This is a genomic window from Mediterraneibacter sp. 210702-DFI.3.120, from assembly GCF_020561005.1.
In the GTDB taxonomy this organism is placed as follows: domain Bacteria; phylum Bacillota; class Clostridia; order Lachnospirales; family Lachnospiraceae; genus Mediterraneibacter; species Mediterraneibacter faecis.
In genome coordinates this window covers 1-16,790 of record NZ_JAJCNG010000016.1, presented here as the reverse complement: position 1 = coordinate 16,790, position 16,790 = coordinate 1, and the positions used below count along the sequence as shown (strand labels likewise).

Sequence of the window (16,790 nt, the reverse complement as noted above, 5' to 3'; positions counted from 1 at the left end):
CACCTATTTCTCCTGCACATTGATGATTACTTTCATCGTTGTCTCGCGGTTATCATCAATATACTGATATGCTTTCAGATAATCTTTGAATGCAAATGTCTTAGAAATCAATGGTCTTAAATGAACCTTTCCTTCATTTACAAGTTCTATACCATCTACATAATCATCATGACGATACATCATTGTGCTCTTGATATCCAGTTCGTGATCATTTGCAACTGCAAGGTCTACTGTTGCCATTCCCGCAAATACGGCAACAAGAACGATGATACTTCCTTTTCTTGCGTATTTAATTGCCTGTCCCATTGTGATATTATTTCCTGCGCAATCATAGATCACATCTGCCTTGTCAGGACCAAAGGCTTCAACCATTGCCTCGCCAAAGTCCTTCTCCATAGTATTAACGCATACATCAATACCACATTCTTTTGCTTTATCCAGACGAAGGTCGCTGACATCTGTGATCATTACCTTTGCGGCACCCATTCCTTTTGCTGCCTGTGCAACCAGGTTACCGATCGGTCCTGCACCAAGAACTGCAATATTCAATCCCTTTACATCTCCTACCTGCTTCACTCCATGCACTGCAACTGCCAGAGGCTCGATCATGGCACCTTCTTCATAAGACATATCTTCCGGAATCGGTGTTACTTTAGAGGCATCTACTGCAAAATATTCTGAAGCTGTTCCTGTTGTCTGGAATCCCATAACCTTAAGTTCCTCACAAAGGTTATATTTTCCATGGCGGCACGGATAACACTGTCCGCAGTAAACCTGTGGCTCGATCGTAACTTTCTGTCCTTCATGAAATTCTGTAACATCTTTTCCGACCTTGGCAATCTCACCGGATACCTCATGTCCCTGAGTCACCGGGTATTTTGTAAATGGATGTTTTCCATGATATACGTGAATATCAGATCCACAGATTCCAATATTCATAATCTTAACTAGTACCTGATCATCTTTCACTTCCGGAACCGGTACCTCTCTGAAAATAATTTCTCCCGGGTTTGTCATTACCTGCTGTAACATAATGTTTTCCTCCTTTATTGAATATCTTTTATTAAATGTTTTATTAAAGTAATTACATTATTGTTCAAGAAATGTATTTTGTCAATATGTTATTGTTCAGTTCTGCCTATTGCACAAGATTTCTCTATAATTTTTATGCACTTTGCGCAAAAAAAGTCCAGGGAAGAAACATGTATTAAAAATGTTTCTTCTCTGGATTTTCTAACTTTCCATCACTCTGATCGTTATAATGTTTTAATAAAGGCCTGTAAATAATATTTTGCCACACCAACTGCCGAGGCTTCTCTCTTATATGAACAAACTTTCAGGTATCTCGCATCATGCTCAAATCCATTATATTCCATTACTTTTTTCCCTAAGGTTATCATATGATCTGCAAGATATCCCCCTACTTCTCCTCCAAGAATAATATCCATATCATATGCCATTCTCAGATTTGAAATAAGGATTGCCAGATTATTAAGATACTCTTTCCAAACCTTCACAGCCTGTCCGTCCTGCTCTTCCACCTTCTTCATAAACTGTTCCAGTGTCTCTTTGGTATCATCTGTCAGCACGCTCGCCGCACAGTAAGCATCCGCACAGCCTTGTTTTCCGCAATAACATTTCTTTCCACCCGGAACAAGGATCATATGTCCAAATTCTCCGGCTTTCTGATTCGCTCCCGGAATCAATTTCCCGTCAATACAAAATGCTCCTCCGAGTGTGTTATTCAATGAAAGATACAATGCATTTCTATAGTTATTTAAATCCTCTGCCATCATTGCCGCATTGGCATCATTTTCAAAATAAACCGGAAGTGAAAAGATCTGTTCCAAAAAGCTTAAACTATAATTCTCCAATTGGAGTGCATGAGATTTGATCAGCATTCGTTCTTTCGAATTAACAATTCCCGGAATTGAAATTCCGATTCCCAAGATTCGTTCTCTGTTTTCTACATCTGAAAGAAATCTTTCCAATGCTTCGCTCAATTGTAAGTAGTAAGCAGCCTCTGTTGAAAATTCTAAGCGGATCCTTTCATATTTCTCTATCTCATAGCTCAAATTCACAAGTACAAATCCTGCATGCTTAGCAGTGATCCTTATCCCAACCGCATAACGGTACGCTGGATTAATACTGATTCGTTTTGCTTTTCGCCCGCCTGTAGATTCATATTCTCCGGTTTCAACCGCAATTCCATTAGCCAAGAGCTCATTCACATTCGACAATACAGTCGGCATACTAAGATTGAGATCCTTCGACAATTCCACTTTAGACGTTGCTTCGTGATTTATAATATAATTTACTATTTTTGATTTTGTAATATTTCTCTTTTCCGCTCCAGCCATATCCAAGGCTCCTTTTATAAATTGTTTTATAAAAGTATCTTATCCCTTCTTTGCCGGTTTGTAAAGGTTACAAATGCATTTTATTCTTCTACTTTCACCGGATTTGTCACACTGACCTTGTGATCATACCATGTTCCCTTTTTTCCGATCAATGCAAGATCAAATTCTTTGTCCAGTGCCGGAACCGGAACGTCGAATCCATAGACCTCATCAGATGTTCCATCGCTGTAATTAATAGTATCTGTTGTAGGCTGAAGCAATTCTGCGCCGTCCTTCTGTGCGTCCTCGGCAGTTCCTTCGAACAGATTGACAATATTTTTAGACACCAGACTGATATGAATTGTCATTTTCCCATCCTCTACTGTCAGTGTTCCTTTTCCATCCATTGCTTCATTCACATGGAACATAGAACTGTCCGTCTGAAATTCTGCTGTATATGTTCCGTCTTCTAGTGCTGCCTGCTCCTCATCTGCCTTATCTGCAGAATCCTCTTTTGTATCCGCCTGTTCTGTTTGTGCTTTTCCACTGTCTTTAGCCTCTGTGCTATTTCCACATCCTGTAAATACAGATGCGATCATAGAAACAGAAATTAATACCATTAATAACTTCTTTTTCATCTAAATCCTTCCTTTCATTGATTCAAAAAAGGTCATGCAATTCCCTTTTCTCTGAATAAGCATGACCTTCTCAATATCTTCTTACAAATTACTCTGCATCAATTGCAGCCTGTGTATGTGCTACATACAGCTGCTGGATTGCCTGGATCTCTCCTAAACCTGCAATCTGAGTATCAATGCTGTCAAATGCTCCTGATGCCTCAAACTGGCTCTTCCAGGAATCGTCGTCATCTCCGGCCATATCGTTGTTCGCATGGTCTCCTGCAACAACCATCAGCGGACGAAGGATTACTTTCTTATATCCTGCTTCTTTCAGTTTCTCGATCACTGCTTCGCAGGATGTATCTTCCGGTTCACCTTCTACAGTTCCGATAAATACATTATCATATCCAAGCTGTTCCATCTGTGTCTGCATCTGAGAATAGCTAACCTTTGCAGTATGAGATGTACCATGTCCCATGAATACAAATGCTGTTCCGTCTTCTTTTACCGCATCCAGACTGTCAAATCCTGCATCTTTCACTGCCTCTGCTGTGATTGCTTCTGCTACTGCTGCCTTGTCTGCATTGATAACAGTTGCATCAGCTCCTACTTCTCCAAGAAGTGGCTCTGCAATCTTAACAGATTCAAACTTATCTTTATATTCCTCTACTGCTGCTGTAAGTTCATCATACTCTGCACCATGCATCAGATGTGTTGGCTGTACAACGAGGTTCTTTACGCCATTGTCAACCGCTCTCTGCAATGCCTGATCCACATTGTCGATCTTCTCACCATCACGAGCCTGTACATGATTGATAATGATCTGTGCTGTAAATGCTCTTCTTACAGACCAGTCCGGATTTGCTGCCTGGATTGCTTTCTCAATACCACCAATATCTGTTGCACGGCTGTCATTGAAGGATGTTCCAAAACTTACTACAAGGATTTCATTTTCACCGATCTCATCAGCATTGAGCGGATCATCCTTGGATGCATCTCCTGTATCTCTTCCGAAATAATCCGGATCCGCATTCTCTCCCTCAACAAGTTCTTTCTGTGCATCTGTCAGTGCATCCCATGCTTCTTTCGCTGCTGTACACTGCTCATCTGTCTTGTCTGTTCTTTCCTGAACATAAATGTCATCGATCAGCTTCGCAACTTTATCTGCTGCTTCCTGATCACTGTCCTGTTTAGACTCTGTCTTTGTTGTGTCAGTGTTGTTGTCGCCCTTTGATCCACATCCTGCAATCATGGACACACTAAGTGTTGCTGCCAGTAAAACCATTAATACTTTCTTTTTCATTGTCATCCTCCTGATTTCTTATTCTCAGAAATGAAAACACCCTCGAGTCAAACGAGGGTACGCAAAGAAAAACCGGTGATCATTTACAATCTATCTGTAAATAATTACTGCAGTCTAAATCATTTCCTTTCGTACGGCCAATTCCTCGTGGCATGAATTCTTCATTCCTGTACTGCGAAAGGCAGGTCTCCCGGCTGATCGTTCAAATGCTTCTGCTTCACCTTCCCGGTCTCCCAGTGGTCTCAAAACACAAGCTCACGAAATACGGTGACGAGTTCGTACAGGATTCTCACCTGTTTCCCTTTTCACCAGTCCAGATTTCCCACGTCGTTCCTCTAATCATTCATAATCAGGACGCCATCATCCATCTGACTGACACCTCACGCATCTGTATTAAATTATATGTTACAATGGGGTCATTCTATCACACTTACACAAATGCGTCAAGAAATGTCATAAATTGGAAGATTTGACCTCATTTCCGACTTTGATTTCCTCAGCAAAAATGATACAATATCCCTCAGAGACAAAATTTGTAACTAAGGTGGTTTATTATTATGAAAGAATCTAATAGCCAGGCATTTCGTCGTGGTTTTCGCGATGGAATTCCGATCGGTCTTGGATATCTTGCGGTCTCCTTTTCAATCGGTATTGCCGCAAGAAATATCGGCCTGAATGCATTTCAGGGATTCCTTATGAGTCTGTTAAATAATGCATCCGCCGGAGAGTATGCCGGACTGACTGTAATTGCTGCAAACTCTCCTTATATTGAGGTCGCAATTGTCACATTGATCACAAATGCACGTTATCTTCTGATGAGCTGTGCCATGAGTCAGCGTTTGAGTCCCGACCTTTCGTTAGGACACCGTTTGCTGATGAGTTATGATATCACAGATGAACTTTTTGGAATTGCGATCAGCAGACCAGGTACTTTAAACCCTTATTATACCTATGGCGCGATGGTAACTCCGCTTCCGGGCTGGGCTTTTGGAACTATGCTCGGTGTCATTGCCGGAAATATCATGTCACCGCGTATGGTCAGTGCATTTAGTGTTGCCCTCTTTGGAATGTTTATCGCTATCATCATTCCTCCTTCGAAGCAGAATAAAGTCGTTGCAGGACTGGTTGCTCTTGCATTTATCTCAAGCTTCGCAGCAACTTGCCTGCCTTGGATCTCCACTCTGTCGGATGGTACCAGAACAATTATACTGACCGTTGTACTTTCAGCCGGAGCAGCATTCTTCTTCCCTATACCGACAGAAGATGAAACTTCAGCTTCAACTAAGCAATAATAAAAACGTAACTGTTCAGTTACTCAGAAGGAATAAAAATTATGACACACAATATTTATATTTATATTCTTATCATGGGCGGTATCTCTTATTTAATCCGCGTACTGCCGATGACCTTGATTCGAAAACCTTTGAAGAACCAGTTTCTTCAGTCCTTTCTATACTATGTACCTTATGTCACACTAGCAGTGATGACATTCCCGGCGATCCTTCATGCCACACAGTCTCCAATCTCCGGAGTTCTCGCTCTCGTTGTTGGAGTTGTAGCCGCATGGTGTGGTGCCGGACTGCTGCCGGTCGCAGTTCTTTGCTGCGCAGTTGTATTTATTGCAGAGCTTTTCTTGTAGAGTGATCTTATAGATTTTAGTAACTGTCGATGCCCTTTTTTCTGCCATTGATGCTTTTTTCGCTACCGTCGATACCCTTTTTCGTTTGGCGAAATGAATTATCTTAATTTTCTGACATTTAAGACAATTTCTTTAAAAAGTCTAACGCAAAAATATCAAAAAAGGGGTTGCATTTTTCTGTAGCTTTGATATAATAACCATGTTGTTTGAAACAAGCAACAAACAAAACTCAAGTAATGCGGAATGGTGTAATTGGCAGCACAGCAGACTCTGACTCTGTTAGTAGGGGTTCAAGTCCCTTTTCCGTAGCTGGGAATTTGCTTCGGCAAGTTCCCTATTTTATCGGAGTGTGGCTCAGTTTGGTAGAGCGCTACGTTCGGGACGTAGAGGTCGCAAGTTCGAATCTTGTCACTCCGATGTTTTAAGAGATTACAATTTGTAATCTCTTTTTTGTTATAGTCTCTTTGTTATTAAATTAATATTATAAACAAAATGCGTTGACCTCAAATTCACAAAAATGAAAATCAGTCAACGCACCATCATTATCTATTCATCAAATCTTTATTTCAGCTCCCCATCAAATACAACGGTTGCCGGTCCTGTCATATAAACTGTGTTCTTCTCCTGATCCCACTGAATCTCCAAATCTCCGCCAAGAAGCTTTACAGTTACTTCATCTTCTGTCAATCCATTCAGGATACAGGAAACAGCTACAGCACATGCTCCTGTTCCGCAGGCAAGTGTCTCCGCAGATCCTCTCTCCCAAACACGCATCTGTACAGTATGTCTATCCAGTACTTTTACAAACTCTGTGTTCACACGTCTTGGAAATCTCTCATGGCTTTCGAATTTTGGTCCGATTTCTTCAATTGGAAGATTATCAACATCATCTACATAAACAACTGCGTGCGGATTTCCCATAGATACGCAAGTCATATGATATTCTTTTCCATCCACAAGAATCGGTTCATCTACAGCTTTATCTCCCTCAGCCACAACCGGAATTTCTGCCGGTGTCAAGATTGGGCTTCCCATATCAACTCGAACCTTCGCAACTTTTCCATTTTCTACGAAAAGCTGAAGTGTTTTGATTCCTGCTAAAGTCTCAACTGTAATCTCTGTTTTGTCAGTCAGGCCGTAATCATACATATATTTTCCAACACAGCGAACTCCATTTCCACACATTTCTCCTCTAGAGCCATCCGCATTATACATGGCCATCTCACAGTCTGCCACTTCCGACGGACAGATCAGGATCAATCCATCGGATCCTATTCCAAAATGTCTGTCACTCACCTGGATTGCCAACGCTGATGGATCTTCTACCTTCTCTTCAAAACAGTTTACATACACATAATCATTTCCAATTCCCTGCATTTTTGTAAATTTCATTCTCTTCTCCGTTCCACTGTCATCACTGACAGTCCTCTCATTTGTTATTGTTTACAGCACTTCTTATTCGTTACTGTTAACAGCATCCTCTTATTCATTCATAATTGTCAGCACCATCTGTGCTGTTTCGAGCATATTGGTCCCACTTTCCATACTGCTCTTCTGTAAATATCGATGTGCTTCCTCTTCTGACATGTTATTTCGTTCTATCAGAAGCGCTTTCGCCTGATCGATTATCTTTCTCTGAGAATCGTCTCTCTTTCGTATCGTTTCTCTGCGCTTTCTTCTCTTCCTGCTCTGTGTCTGCTGAATCATTTCAACGGTATTTACCAAATCATAAACTTTGATTGGGAGTGGAAGTCCTACAACCCCATCCGGCAGTCCATCCATCCACTTATCTGCTGAAGCCACCAAAAGCATGTCAAACGTATCCGGAAGAGATTCTCGTAAATCTGTATACTGCATATCTTGAAACCGATAACCACACACGACAATTCCATTGTTCCAGTTATCAGCATACTGCAAAACCTTAGCTCCTGTCAAACATACCGCAGATACTTCAATACCCGCACGAACCAAACTATTACGGATATTTACTGCATTTTCCCTCTTTGGGAAAACGACAATAATGTTGCTCATATCTGCTCACCTCTTCCGCTAACTACTCTTCTATCAATCCGTTCTCTCTAAATGCCAAATGCCAGGATACCTGAACTACAGCCTGTAAAGATAATGATCGATCTCCCAGTCTGTCACCTGCATACAATATTCTTTATATTCTTTCTTATTTGCTTTTATGATCTTCTCGGCAAGCTCTTTCCCTAATACGCTGATCAGCAGTTCATCTTTCTCAAGCTCTGCTGTAGCAGCCCCAAGCGTTCTCGGCAGTTCTTCCACTTGAAGTTCATCTCTTCTTTCCTGCGTCATCTTCTGAATATTCTCATCAATATTCTTCGGAGGCATGATCTGATTCTTAATTCCATCCAGTCCCGCTTTCAGAAGTACTGCAAGTGCCAGATATGGATTCGCCGTAGCATCCGGACTGCGAAGTTCCAGTCTTGAATTGTCTTCTTTCTCCATAGACACACGGATCAAAGGTCCTCTTGTCTTAGCTGACCATCCCATATATACAGGTGCTTCATACCCCGGCACAAAACGTTTATAAGAATTGATCGTTGGATTTGTAATACAGGTGATTGCCTTCATATGTTTCATCAAGCCACCAATAAAATAATATCCTTCCTGACTGAGTCCGTTCTCATCCTCTGCGTTATAAAGTGCATTTGTTCCATCGTTTTTATATAAAGATAAATTAATGTGCATTCCTGACCCATAAGTCTCACTCTTCGGCTTTGGCATAAATGTCGCGTGCAGACCGTGTCGTTTTGCGATTGTCTTGACAACCATCTTAAATGTCATCAGATTATCTGCTGTAATCATCGCCTCATCGTAGTGAAAGTCGATTTCATGTTGCGCCGGCGCAATCTCATGATGTGAGGAAATAATCTCAAACCCCATATCTTCTAATGTTAAGATCATATCTCTTCTCGCATTTTCTCCAAGATCCAATGGCCCTACATCAAAATATCCTCCCTGCTCGTGAGTTACTGTTGTCGGTCTACCGTCATCATCTGTATGGAAAAGAAAGAACTCGCATTCCGGGCCAACATTCATCGTATATCCCATCTCTTTCGCCTCCGCAACAGCCTTTCTGAGTACATAACGCGGATCGCCTTCATACGGTGTTCCATCTTTTTTATACACATCACAGATCAGTCTTGCAACTTTTCCCTGCTGTGGTCTCCATGGAAAGATTTCAAATGTACTCAAATCCGGATATAAATACATATCTGATTCTTCCTCATCTGCAACCCCTTCCAAGGAAGAAACATCAAACATACAGCGGTTATCCAATGCTTTTTCAAGCTGTCCTACTGTTACCGCCATATTTTTCATCGTTCCAAAAATATCTGTAAACTGCAATCTGATGAAAGCGACATCTTCTTCCTCTACTATGTGAAAAATATCATCTCTTGTATAGTTATGCATTATTTTTCGACCTCCTTTATCATAAACTGATACGATAAAAGGGCGTTCTCCACCTAAGTTGGAAACGCCCTTGTTTCTGTGTTACATTATATCGACTGACTGTTTTCTTGTCAATTATTTCTGAATCAGTTCAAGAACTTCTTCTTTTACAGGCATTGCTTTGATCGCACCCTTCTTTGTTGTTACAAGTGCTGCTGCCGCATTCGCAAATGTCAGCATCTCTCCTAACTGTTCCTCTGTCAGATTCTCAAAATCATGATCAACCAGATAATTCAAAGAACTTCCACAGAAAGTATCTCCTGCACCGGTTGTCTCAATTGCTTTCACTGAAAATCCCGGTCTCTCTACGCGCATGCCTTTGTAATAAGCTCTACTTCCATCTTTTCCCATAGTCAGAAGAATCAGCGGAATATTGTATGTCTCCTGCAGATATGCGATTCCCTCATCATAGTCTTCCTTACCGGATACAAACTGAATTTCATTATCAGAGATCTTCAGGATATCACATTTTCCAAATCCATACTCCATCTGCTCTTTTGCAAGATCAAGAGAGCTCCACAGAGGCGGTCTCAGATTTGGATCAAAGGATACAAGGCAACCATTTGCTTTTGCTGTTTCTACCGCTTTCTTTGTCGCTTCACGCACACCTTCATGTGTCATAGAAAGTGTTCCAAAATGAAAGACTTTTGTATCTTTTACTACTTCTGGATTCACTTCATCTGCAGTAAGCATCATATCCGCTCCCGGATTACGGTAAAATGAGAATTCTCTGTCTCCATCTGGGAATGTATGTACAAATGCGAGTGTTGTATTCACATTTTCGTCAACCATCAGATTGGAGGCATCGATTCCGGCTTCCGTAATCGTATCTCTTAATAACGCTCCAAACTGATCTTTTCCAACTTTTCCTATAAATGCTGTCTTCTTTCCCATCTTGTTCAGAAGTGCCAGCACATTACACGGTGCACCTCCCGGGCAAGCCTCAAACATATTGTTTCCCTGTTCGCTTTGTCCATTCATTGTAAAATCAATCAGAAGTTCTCCTAATGCGATTACATCATATTTCTTTGCCATGAAGTTCTCCTCCTATTTCTTGTCTTATTGCTTGTCTTAATTAAAATATACCAACTCTTCAATTGGTTCTGCTGGCTCAATATTCTCTGCCTCAAGCACCGGTCCTTCTCCGCCGTATACGGACAGATTCGCATAACGCACTTTTGCACGAATTTTTACCCAGTCTCCCGCATTCAGCTTCGGCGCATAAGCGCTTCTGCAAACATATCCAAGGAAAGATGTATCATCTGCGCAGCAAGTCATTGCCATACGCCCCGGATAGAATACCTTAGACGGAAATGATTTTGGTTTCATAACCTTTGCAACAAATTCTACAACTTTTCCTTTATAGCGCTCCGGATGCTCCTGCATATCAATATACCAGATACCATAATCTTCTCTTGGAATCTCAATCACAGGTGCTTTGAGATCATATGGTACTTCGTCTTCAAAGATATTGTCTACCTCACCGTTCTCATCCTCAAAGATTACTTCTGCCTGAGGGCTTACAACCTTAACACTTCTGCGGTATCCTGCCAACGGTTTCTTATCCTCGCAACGGTTGAACAGAACAAGCTCTGCGCCCTTTACCATCTCTACAAACAGTGGTTTTAAGTTTGTCAGATACATCTGAAAAGTACTTGCATCTACCGTTGTGATCTTCTGCTCAATAGCCCATCCTGCCGGAAGCTTCATCTTCTCAAATTCACTCACCTGCCACATACCGTTATACTCGATAACCACACGTTCCGGCTTGTGCTTCTTATTCATCTCTTCCAGCCATTCTTCTGTCAGATCTTCTTTATCTTCTACAGTCTCAATAACGACACCATACTTCAGCAATTCTCTCGGATCATACTCTTCTTCTCCCTCTTCACAAAGAATCAGAAGTGTCTTGCCGTCGATCTGGAAGTAGTCCTGTGACAATGTAAAATTCAGAAACTGTGTCTTTCCACTATCAAGAAAACCTGTCATCAGATAAACCATAACATCTGGCTCTTTCATCATATCTATCTCCATTCCGTCTCCCTTTCGCAGAAGACATCTGTTATTACATAATGTTACGTAGCCCCCTATGGGGTACTGCTTTGCTTATCCTTTTTATTTCAGCTTAAATAATTCTGCAAGCTTGTCTTCGTTAAGCTCTGCTCCGATCACACAGATTCTTCCTGTGTATTCCGGTGCTCCTGTTCTTACTTCATGTTCCTCCGGAACCATATCAAAGTAAATCCACTCACCATCTGCACCTGCAACCATTCCTTTTGCACGAAGTACATTTCCGTAAGAGCCGTCCTCTTCAAGAGTCTTCAGAATTGCACTGACCTCATCCTTTGTATAAGTATGAATTGTCTCTTTACCCCAGCTTGTGAATACCTCATCTGCATGATGATGACCCTCATGATCGTGGTGATGATGGTGTCCACAGCCGCAGCTGCACTCTCCATCATGATGATGGTGCTCATGCTCATGTTCTTCATGATCGTGGTGGTGATGCTCATGTTCATGTTCTTCATGATCATGGTGGTGATGCTCGTGTTCACACTCTTCATGGTCATGGTGATGATGCTCGTGTTCATGCTCATGTGCCTCTTCAGCTACTTCTGCAAGCAATTCCTCTTCCAGAGATTTGCTTGATTCCATTGTCTCAAGAATCTTCTCACCCGGAAGCTGCTCGATTGGTGTTGTAATGATTGGAGCTTTTTCATTCAGTTCTCTTAACAGTGCAACGCTTTCCTGAATCTTCTCCGGTTTCGCTTTATCTGTACGGCTTAAAATAACTGCACCTGCATATTCAATCTGATTGCTGAAAAATTCGCCAAAGTTCTTACGGTAAATCTTGCACTTTGTTACATCTACAACTGTTGTAAAGCTATTGAGCTCTGCATCAATCTCACCCTGAACATCCTGTACAGCCTTGATTACATCAGAAAGCTTTCCAACTCCTGATGGCTCAATCAGAATACGATCCGGATGATAAGTATCTACGACCTCATGAAGAGATTTTCCAAAATCTCCAACCAGTGAACAACAGATACATCCTGAATTCATCTCACGAATCTCAATTCCTGCTTCCTTCAAAAATCCACCATCAATACCGATCTCTCCAAATTCATTCTCGATCAATACAACCTGCTCTCCCTTGTATGCGTCAGAAAGAAGCTTCTTAATTAAAGTTGTCTTTCCTGCTCCAAGAAATCCTGAAATAATGTCAATCTTTGTCATTGTTCTCTTCTCCTCTTTCTATTATTTCAAATCCAATTCAACCGGGCAATGATCTGATCCCATAATATCTGTAAGTATCTTCGCATCGTCCAGTCTGTCCTTTAAACTTTCCGAGACACAGAAGTAGTCTATACGCCAGCCTGCATTCTTCGCCCTGGCACTGAAACGATAAGACCACCAGGAATAGATTCCTGTCTGCTCCGGATAAAAGTACCGGAATGTATCAATAAATCCGGCATCCAGAAGTTCAGTAAACTTCTGTCTTTCCTCATCCGTAAAACCTGCATTCTTACGGTTGGTCTTCGGATTCTTAAGATCAATCTCTTTGTGCGCTACATTCATATCTCCAGTCACAATCACCGGTTTTGTCTCTTCTAACTTCTTCAGATAAGTACGGAAGTCATCCTCCCACTTCATTCTGTAATCTAACCTTGCCAGCCCATTCTGAGAATTCGGTGTGTATACTGTGACGAAATAAAACTCTTCAAATTCACACGTAATCACACGTCCTTCCTGGTCATGCTCCTCAATACCGATTCCATAACTCACCGACAATGGTTCTTTCTTTGTAAACACAGCTGTTCCGGAATATCCCTTCTTCACAGCATAATTCCAATACTGATAATAGCCTTCTAATTCCAGATTTAGCTGTCCTTCCTGCATCTTCGTCTCTTGAATACAGAAGATATCCGCATCTGCCTCATGAAAGAAATCAAGAAATCCTTTCTGTACACAGGCACGAATACCATTTACATTCCATGATATTAATTTCAATACGCTGCATCCTCCCTTTCAAGAGTGTTGCTGTTCACCGTCCATTCGCCAACTCTTCCGTGAATAATCAGCAACTTTCCATAACCGAATCAATAATACACCTCATCAAGGAATAACCCTCTTGCAGGTGCTAAAAATCCAGCCTGACTTCTATCTTTTGATTTCAAAGGTTCCTTCACACTCTCTATGCTTCGTGCTCCGGTTCCAACTTCCAGCAAAGTTCCTGTCAAAATCCTTACCATATGGTAAAGAAATCCTGTTCCTTCATATTGAATATTGACTTTGCTTCCTTGTCCGCAAATCATTATAGCATAAATTGTTCTTTTTGTGGACTTTTCATCCTTTTTATCTGTATATCCGGCAAACTCATACGTGCCAATCAACAATTGTGCTGCCTTTCTCATCGCATCTAAATCCAATCTCTGCGGAAAATGATATGTATATCGTCTTGTGAATACATCTGGTTTCTCCGCCAAATCCAGCTGATAAATGTATCTTTTTCCAACTGCACTTTTTCTCGCATGAAATCCATTCCTCACAAGCTCTGCATCTAAAATCCGAATATCTTCAGGTAATCTTGAATTTATCTTTTCTGTAAAAAATCCATCCTCCACCCGACCAGAAAGAACTACTGTTGCAGTCTGTCCATTCGCATGAACACCTGCATCTGTTCGTCCTGAACCATCAATCTCCACTGGATATCCTGCCACTGACGAAATTGTTCGCTCCAGAGTTCCCTGCAAAGTGTTCTCTGTGTTTGCCTGTCTCTGCCATCCCTGATATGCAGTTCCGTCATAAGCAATTGTTAATTTATAAGTTCTCATTCTCGCCTCCCGTGTAACATACTAACATTCTCCGAAAGATTGAAATCGGTTATACTCACGAACAGAGTATAACCGATTTTTATTATCTTAGAAATTTCTTCAATTCATCCATAAATGTATTCGCATCTTTGAACTCTCTGTAGACAGATGCAAATCTGACATATGCAACCGGATCCAATGTCTTCAGATTCTCCATAACAATTTCACCAATCTCACTGCTTGGGATTTCTTTCTCTTCACGATTAAAAATTGACAGTTCAATCGCATCAATTGTCTTTTGAATCTCTTCAGCCGGAACCGGACGCTTGTAGCATGCATTCAGAACTCCATTCTCTATCTTCGCTCTTTCATACTGTTCACGGTTATTATCTTTCTTAATTACAATCAGTGGAATTGTCTCTACCTTTTCATAAGTTGTAAAACGCTTACCACATTCATCACAGGAACGTCTTCTTCTGATAGAACTATTATCCTCTGCTGGTCTGGAATCAATCACTCTTGTATCTGGATTGCCACAATATGGACACTTCATATAATCCACTCCGCCTTTCCACGTATCTTATTGCCTTCATTATACACAATGTCTAATATTTTTGCAAAAACTTTTCTTCTTTAATTTCCACAAGAATAATATCCGGTCCAATCTTCTTTATACATGCAAATGGTATCACATATTCGCTATCCGTTCCAAAGAATCCACAGAACTTTGCCGGTCCCGGAACAATCAATGCTTCTATCGCACCGGAGCATACATTTATCTGCAGATCTACTACACCTCCAAGGCACTTGCCATTGCAGATATTCACAACTTCCTTTTCCTTCAATTCGCAAAATCTCATAGGCATTATTCCATGATTGCCGATATTTTCTCTTAACTATTCTATGCATGAAATCAGAATCTGTTGTATAATAAAAGAAGTCTCCTTTCTGTCTGATCGTAAGACTTCTTTTTCCCTTAAAAGCTTGTCCGATAAATCGGCAATGCATTGATTACCGGTTCCTCATATGGATGTATCTCTTTAATTGCCTGAATTGTTTCATCCACTTTTTCTGTAAATACAGTCACTTCAACTTTCACTTCCGGCTCACAACTAATCTCTCCTACATTTCCAATGTAAGGAGAAGTTCCATCTAATGGTCTCCAGTAACTGGTGACCTTGGAGCAGGACATACAGGAATCATAATTTCCTATATGACCGGCATCTACTGACTGCAATGCTTTCTGTAGCTGCGAAATATGTGTTTCTGGAATAAAGATTTCTAATTTGCAATACTTGAAATCCATGCGACACACCTCCTCAATGCACAAACAAAATTTATATCAAAATCCCATCGCAATGATCTATTTCATGCTGAATGATCTGAGCCGTCCATCCACTGTATTTTTCTCTTTTCTTTTTGAAATTCATATCCTGATATTCAACTTCTATTTCCTGATAACGTCTGCAGCTTCGCACTCCATCCAATGACAGACAACCTTCTTCCGTCTCATAAGCGCCTGTGCGTTTCACGATTTTCGGATTAAACATAGCAATATTAAACAACCCCATATTCACTGCAATGATTCTCTTTTTTACTCCGATCATATTCGCAGCCATTCCTACACAGCCTGCTTCATTTGCTTTCAGTGTATCCAGCAGATCTATTGCCACCTGCTTATCCGCTTCTGTTGCCAATTCTGATTTCTGATTTAAGAAAAATATGTCTCTCATAATAGGCTTAATCATACTATTTTACTTCCTTTCCATTCCCTGCAAACCATTCTGTTTCTATAGAAATTTTTTCTTTTGTCGCTAAGCTTACATAATATTCATCTATACATCTTGTCTCAATAAAATATTCCTTTGCTTTTTCATTTTCCCATTCTTTGCTAAATCCAATGCCTTTTACTTTCAGCTTCGCTTCTAGTTCTGTCCATAATTGAGTAAATATCCGGTCTTTTTCCTCCCCACAAAGTTCAGAGATTGCATTTTGTATTTCATTCGAAAATATCTTCTTCGCTGTAGCTTCATGATACGGACGCACACGTTCAATATCAATGCCTACTTCCTGATCAGCAATCGCTAGAACTACATATTTACCGCTATGTGACAGGTTAAAATGTTTTCTCGCATCCACAAGCATCGGCTTCCCATTTTTATTCATTACAAGCTGAGCATCATTTTCTACACCTAAATACTCTTTTAAAAGATATCCCGCTATCAGCTCCTGTTTTTTATCCGTTTCTCTCTTATGCTTCTGATACTTTTCAACATATCTTTGTGCTATCTGTGAGAGAATCCACTCTTCATTACTTGATATTTTTTCTATATCAGCTATTATGATTCTTCCCTTGGTCATTTATTGTCCCATCTTTTCTATATACTTTTTTCGAGAATGCCACCAGCATTTTTGCCGTGAGACACACAATCCTCACCTGATATATACATATAGCAAAATCTTTTCTTTGTCAAGAAACTTGATTTTTTTGCAAGAAAAAAACAGCGCTTTCGCACTGCTTCTCATTCCTGTCTATATTCCATGTACCTTCAAAACTACATACAGTCAAAACCAACATCATCATCCAAACCTATC

At 40.7% G+C, this 16,790-nt stretch carries 19 protein-coding genes, 2 tRNA genes and 1 riboswitch; of the genes, 4 read left to right on the top strand and 17 right to left on the bottom strand.

Going from position 1 to position 16,790, the window contains the following annotated elements; all coding sequences use genetic code 11:
* Window positions 1-3 precede the first annotated feature (3 nt).
* The 4 genes from LI162_RS09665 to LI162_RS09650 form a co-directional block, all read right to left on the bottom strand.
* Window positions 4-1,032 (bottom strand): zinc-dependent alcohol dehydrogenase, encoded by a 1,029-nt coding sequence (locus LI162_RS09665; RefSeq protein ID WP_015529930.1) that lies wholly within the window; start codon window positions 1,030-1,032, stop codon window positions 4-6.
* A gap of 224 nt (window positions 1,033-1,256) precedes the next feature.
* Window positions 1,257-2,360 (bottom strand): ROK family transcriptional regulator, encoded by a 1,104-nt coding sequence (locus tag LI162_RS09660; protein WP_227156381.1) that lies wholly within the window; start codon window positions 2,358-2,360, stop codon window positions 1,257-1,259.
* A gap of 80 nt (window positions 2,361-2,440) precedes the next feature.
* On the bottom strand, window positions 2,441-2,977 hold the full coding sequence (locus tag LI162_RS09655) for a hypothetical protein (RefSeq protein WP_015529928.1): 537 nt from the start codon (window positions 2,975-2,977) through the stop codon (window positions 2,441-2,443).
* A gap of 88 nt (window positions 2,978-3,065) precedes the next feature.
* Window positions 3,066-4,262, bottom strand: a complete 1,197-nt coding sequence (locus LI162_RS09650; protein ID WP_195937435.1) for a sirohydrochlorin cobaltochelatase — start codon at window positions 4,260-4,262, stop codon at window positions 3,066-3,068.
* A 163-nt stretch (window positions 4,263-4,425) separates the two neighbouring features.
* Window positions 4,426-4,614: riboswitch (cobalamin riboswitch) on the bottom strand.
* A gap of 205 nt (window positions 4,615-4,819) precedes the next feature.
* Here LI162_RS09650 and LI162_RS09645 point away from each other — a divergent pair.
* From LI162_RS09645 to LI162_RS09630, 4 genes are all read left to right on the top strand, one after another.
* Complete coding sequence (locus tag LI162_RS09645) at window positions 4,820-5,554, top strand: AzlC family ABC transporter permease (protein WP_117499001.1); 735 nt, start codon at window positions 4,820-4,822, stop codon at window positions 5,552-5,554.
* Window positions 5,555-5,595: 41 nt separating this feature from the next.
* On the top strand, window positions 5,596-5,901 hold the full coding sequence (locus LI162_RS09640; RefSeq protein ID WP_015529925.1) for an AzlD domain-containing protein: 306 nt from the start codon (window positions 5,596-5,598) through the stop codon (window positions 5,899-5,901).
* Between the two features lie 237 nt (window positions 5,902-6,138).
* Window positions 6,139-6,210, top strand: a tRNA-Gln gene (locus LI162_RS09635).
* A gap of 34 nt (window positions 6,211-6,244) precedes the next feature.
* Window positions 6,245-6,318, top strand: a tRNA-Pro gene (locus LI162_RS09630).
* A 144-nt stretch (window positions 6,319-6,462) separates the two neighbouring features.
* Here the strand turns inward: LI162_RS09630 and dapF are convergent.
* The 13 genes from dapF to LI162_RS09565 form a co-directional block, all read right to left on the bottom strand.
* Window positions 6,463-7,293 (bottom strand): diaminopimelate epimerase, encoded by an 831-nt coding sequence (gene dapF / locus LI162_RS09625; protein WP_020436623.1) that lies wholly within the window; start codon window positions 7,291-7,293, stop codon window positions 6,463-6,465.
* A gap of 90 nt (window positions 7,294-7,383) precedes the next feature.
* Window positions 7,384-7,932, bottom strand: a complete 549-nt coding sequence (locus tag LI162_RS09620; RefSeq protein ID WP_226866225.1) for an ANTAR domain-containing response regulator — start codon at window positions 7,930-7,932, stop codon at window positions 7,384-7,386.
* 75 nt (window positions 7,933-8,007) lie between these two features.
* Window positions 8,008-9,342: a type I glutamate--ammonia ligase gene (gene glnA / locus LI162_RS09615; protein ID WP_015529922.1), complete on the bottom strand. Its 1,335-nt coding sequence runs from the start codon at window positions 9,340-9,342 to the stop codon at window positions 8,008-8,010.
* 114 nt (window positions 9,343-9,456) lie between these two features.
* Window positions 9,457-10,416, bottom strand: coding sequence for a carbohydrate kinase family protein (locus LI162_RS09610; RefSeq protein WP_015529921.1), 960 nt, complete (start codon window positions 10,414-10,416; stop codon window positions 9,457-9,459).
* A 36-nt stretch (window positions 10,417-10,452) separates the two neighbouring features.
* A complete protein-coding gene (locus tag LI162_RS09605; RefSeq protein WP_227156445.1) occupies window positions 10,453-11,400 on the bottom strand; it encodes a TIGR03943 family putative permease subunit in 948 nt (315 codons plus the stop codon).
* A gap of 96 nt (window positions 11,401-11,496) precedes the next feature.
* Entirely contained in the window at window positions 11,497-12,618 is a 1,122-nt protein-coding gene (locus LI162_RS09600) for a CobW family GTP-binding protein (RefSeq protein ID WP_055146444.1), read from the bottom strand.
* A gap of 21 nt (window positions 12,619-12,639) precedes the next feature.
* On the bottom strand, window positions 12,640-13,392 hold the full coding sequence (locus LI162_RS09595) for an exodeoxyribonuclease III (RefSeq protein ID WP_054751846.1): 753 nt from the start codon (window positions 13,390-13,392) through the stop codon (window positions 12,640-12,642).
* 89 nt (window positions 13,393-13,481) lie between these two features.
* Window positions 13,482-14,216 (bottom strand): tRNA pseudouridine(38-40) synthase TruA, encoded by a 735-nt coding sequence (gene truA / locus LI162_RS09590; RefSeq protein WP_055146441.1) that lies wholly within the window; start codon window positions 14,214-14,216, stop codon window positions 13,482-13,484.
* A gap of 82 nt (window positions 14,217-14,298) precedes the next feature.
* Window positions 14,299-14,748, bottom strand: a complete 450-nt coding sequence (nrdR, locus tag LI162_RS09585; RefSeq protein WP_015529917.1) for a transcriptional regulator NrdR — start codon at window positions 14,746-14,748, stop codon at window positions 14,299-14,301.
* Between the two features lie 52 nt (window positions 14,749-14,800).
* Window positions 14,801-15,055: a PRC-barrel domain-containing protein gene (locus LI162_RS09580; protein WP_055146438.1), complete on the bottom strand. Its 255-nt coding sequence runs from the start codon at window positions 15,053-15,055 to the stop codon at window positions 14,801-14,803.
* A gap of 116 nt (window positions 15,056-15,171) precedes the next feature.
* A complete protein-coding gene (cutA, locus tag LI162_RS09575; RefSeq protein ID WP_054751841.1) occupies window positions 15,172-15,501 on the bottom strand; it encodes a divalent cation tolerance protein CutA in 330 nt (109 codons plus the stop codon).
* Between the two features lie 31 nt (window positions 15,502-15,532).
* Window positions 15,533-15,943, bottom strand: coding sequence for a peptide deformylase (locus tag LI162_RS09570; RefSeq protein WP_055146432.1), 411 nt, complete (start codon window positions 15,941-15,943; stop codon window positions 15,533-15,535).
* A 1-nt stretch (window position 15,944) separates the two neighbouring features.
* Window positions 15,945-16,556 (bottom strand): 4'-phosphopantetheinyl transferase family protein, encoded by a 612-nt coding sequence (locus LI162_RS09565; RefSeq protein ID WP_055167017.1) that lies wholly within the window; start codon window positions 16,554-16,556, stop codon window positions 15,945-15,947.
* Window positions 16,557-16,790: the final 234 nt, after the last annotated feature.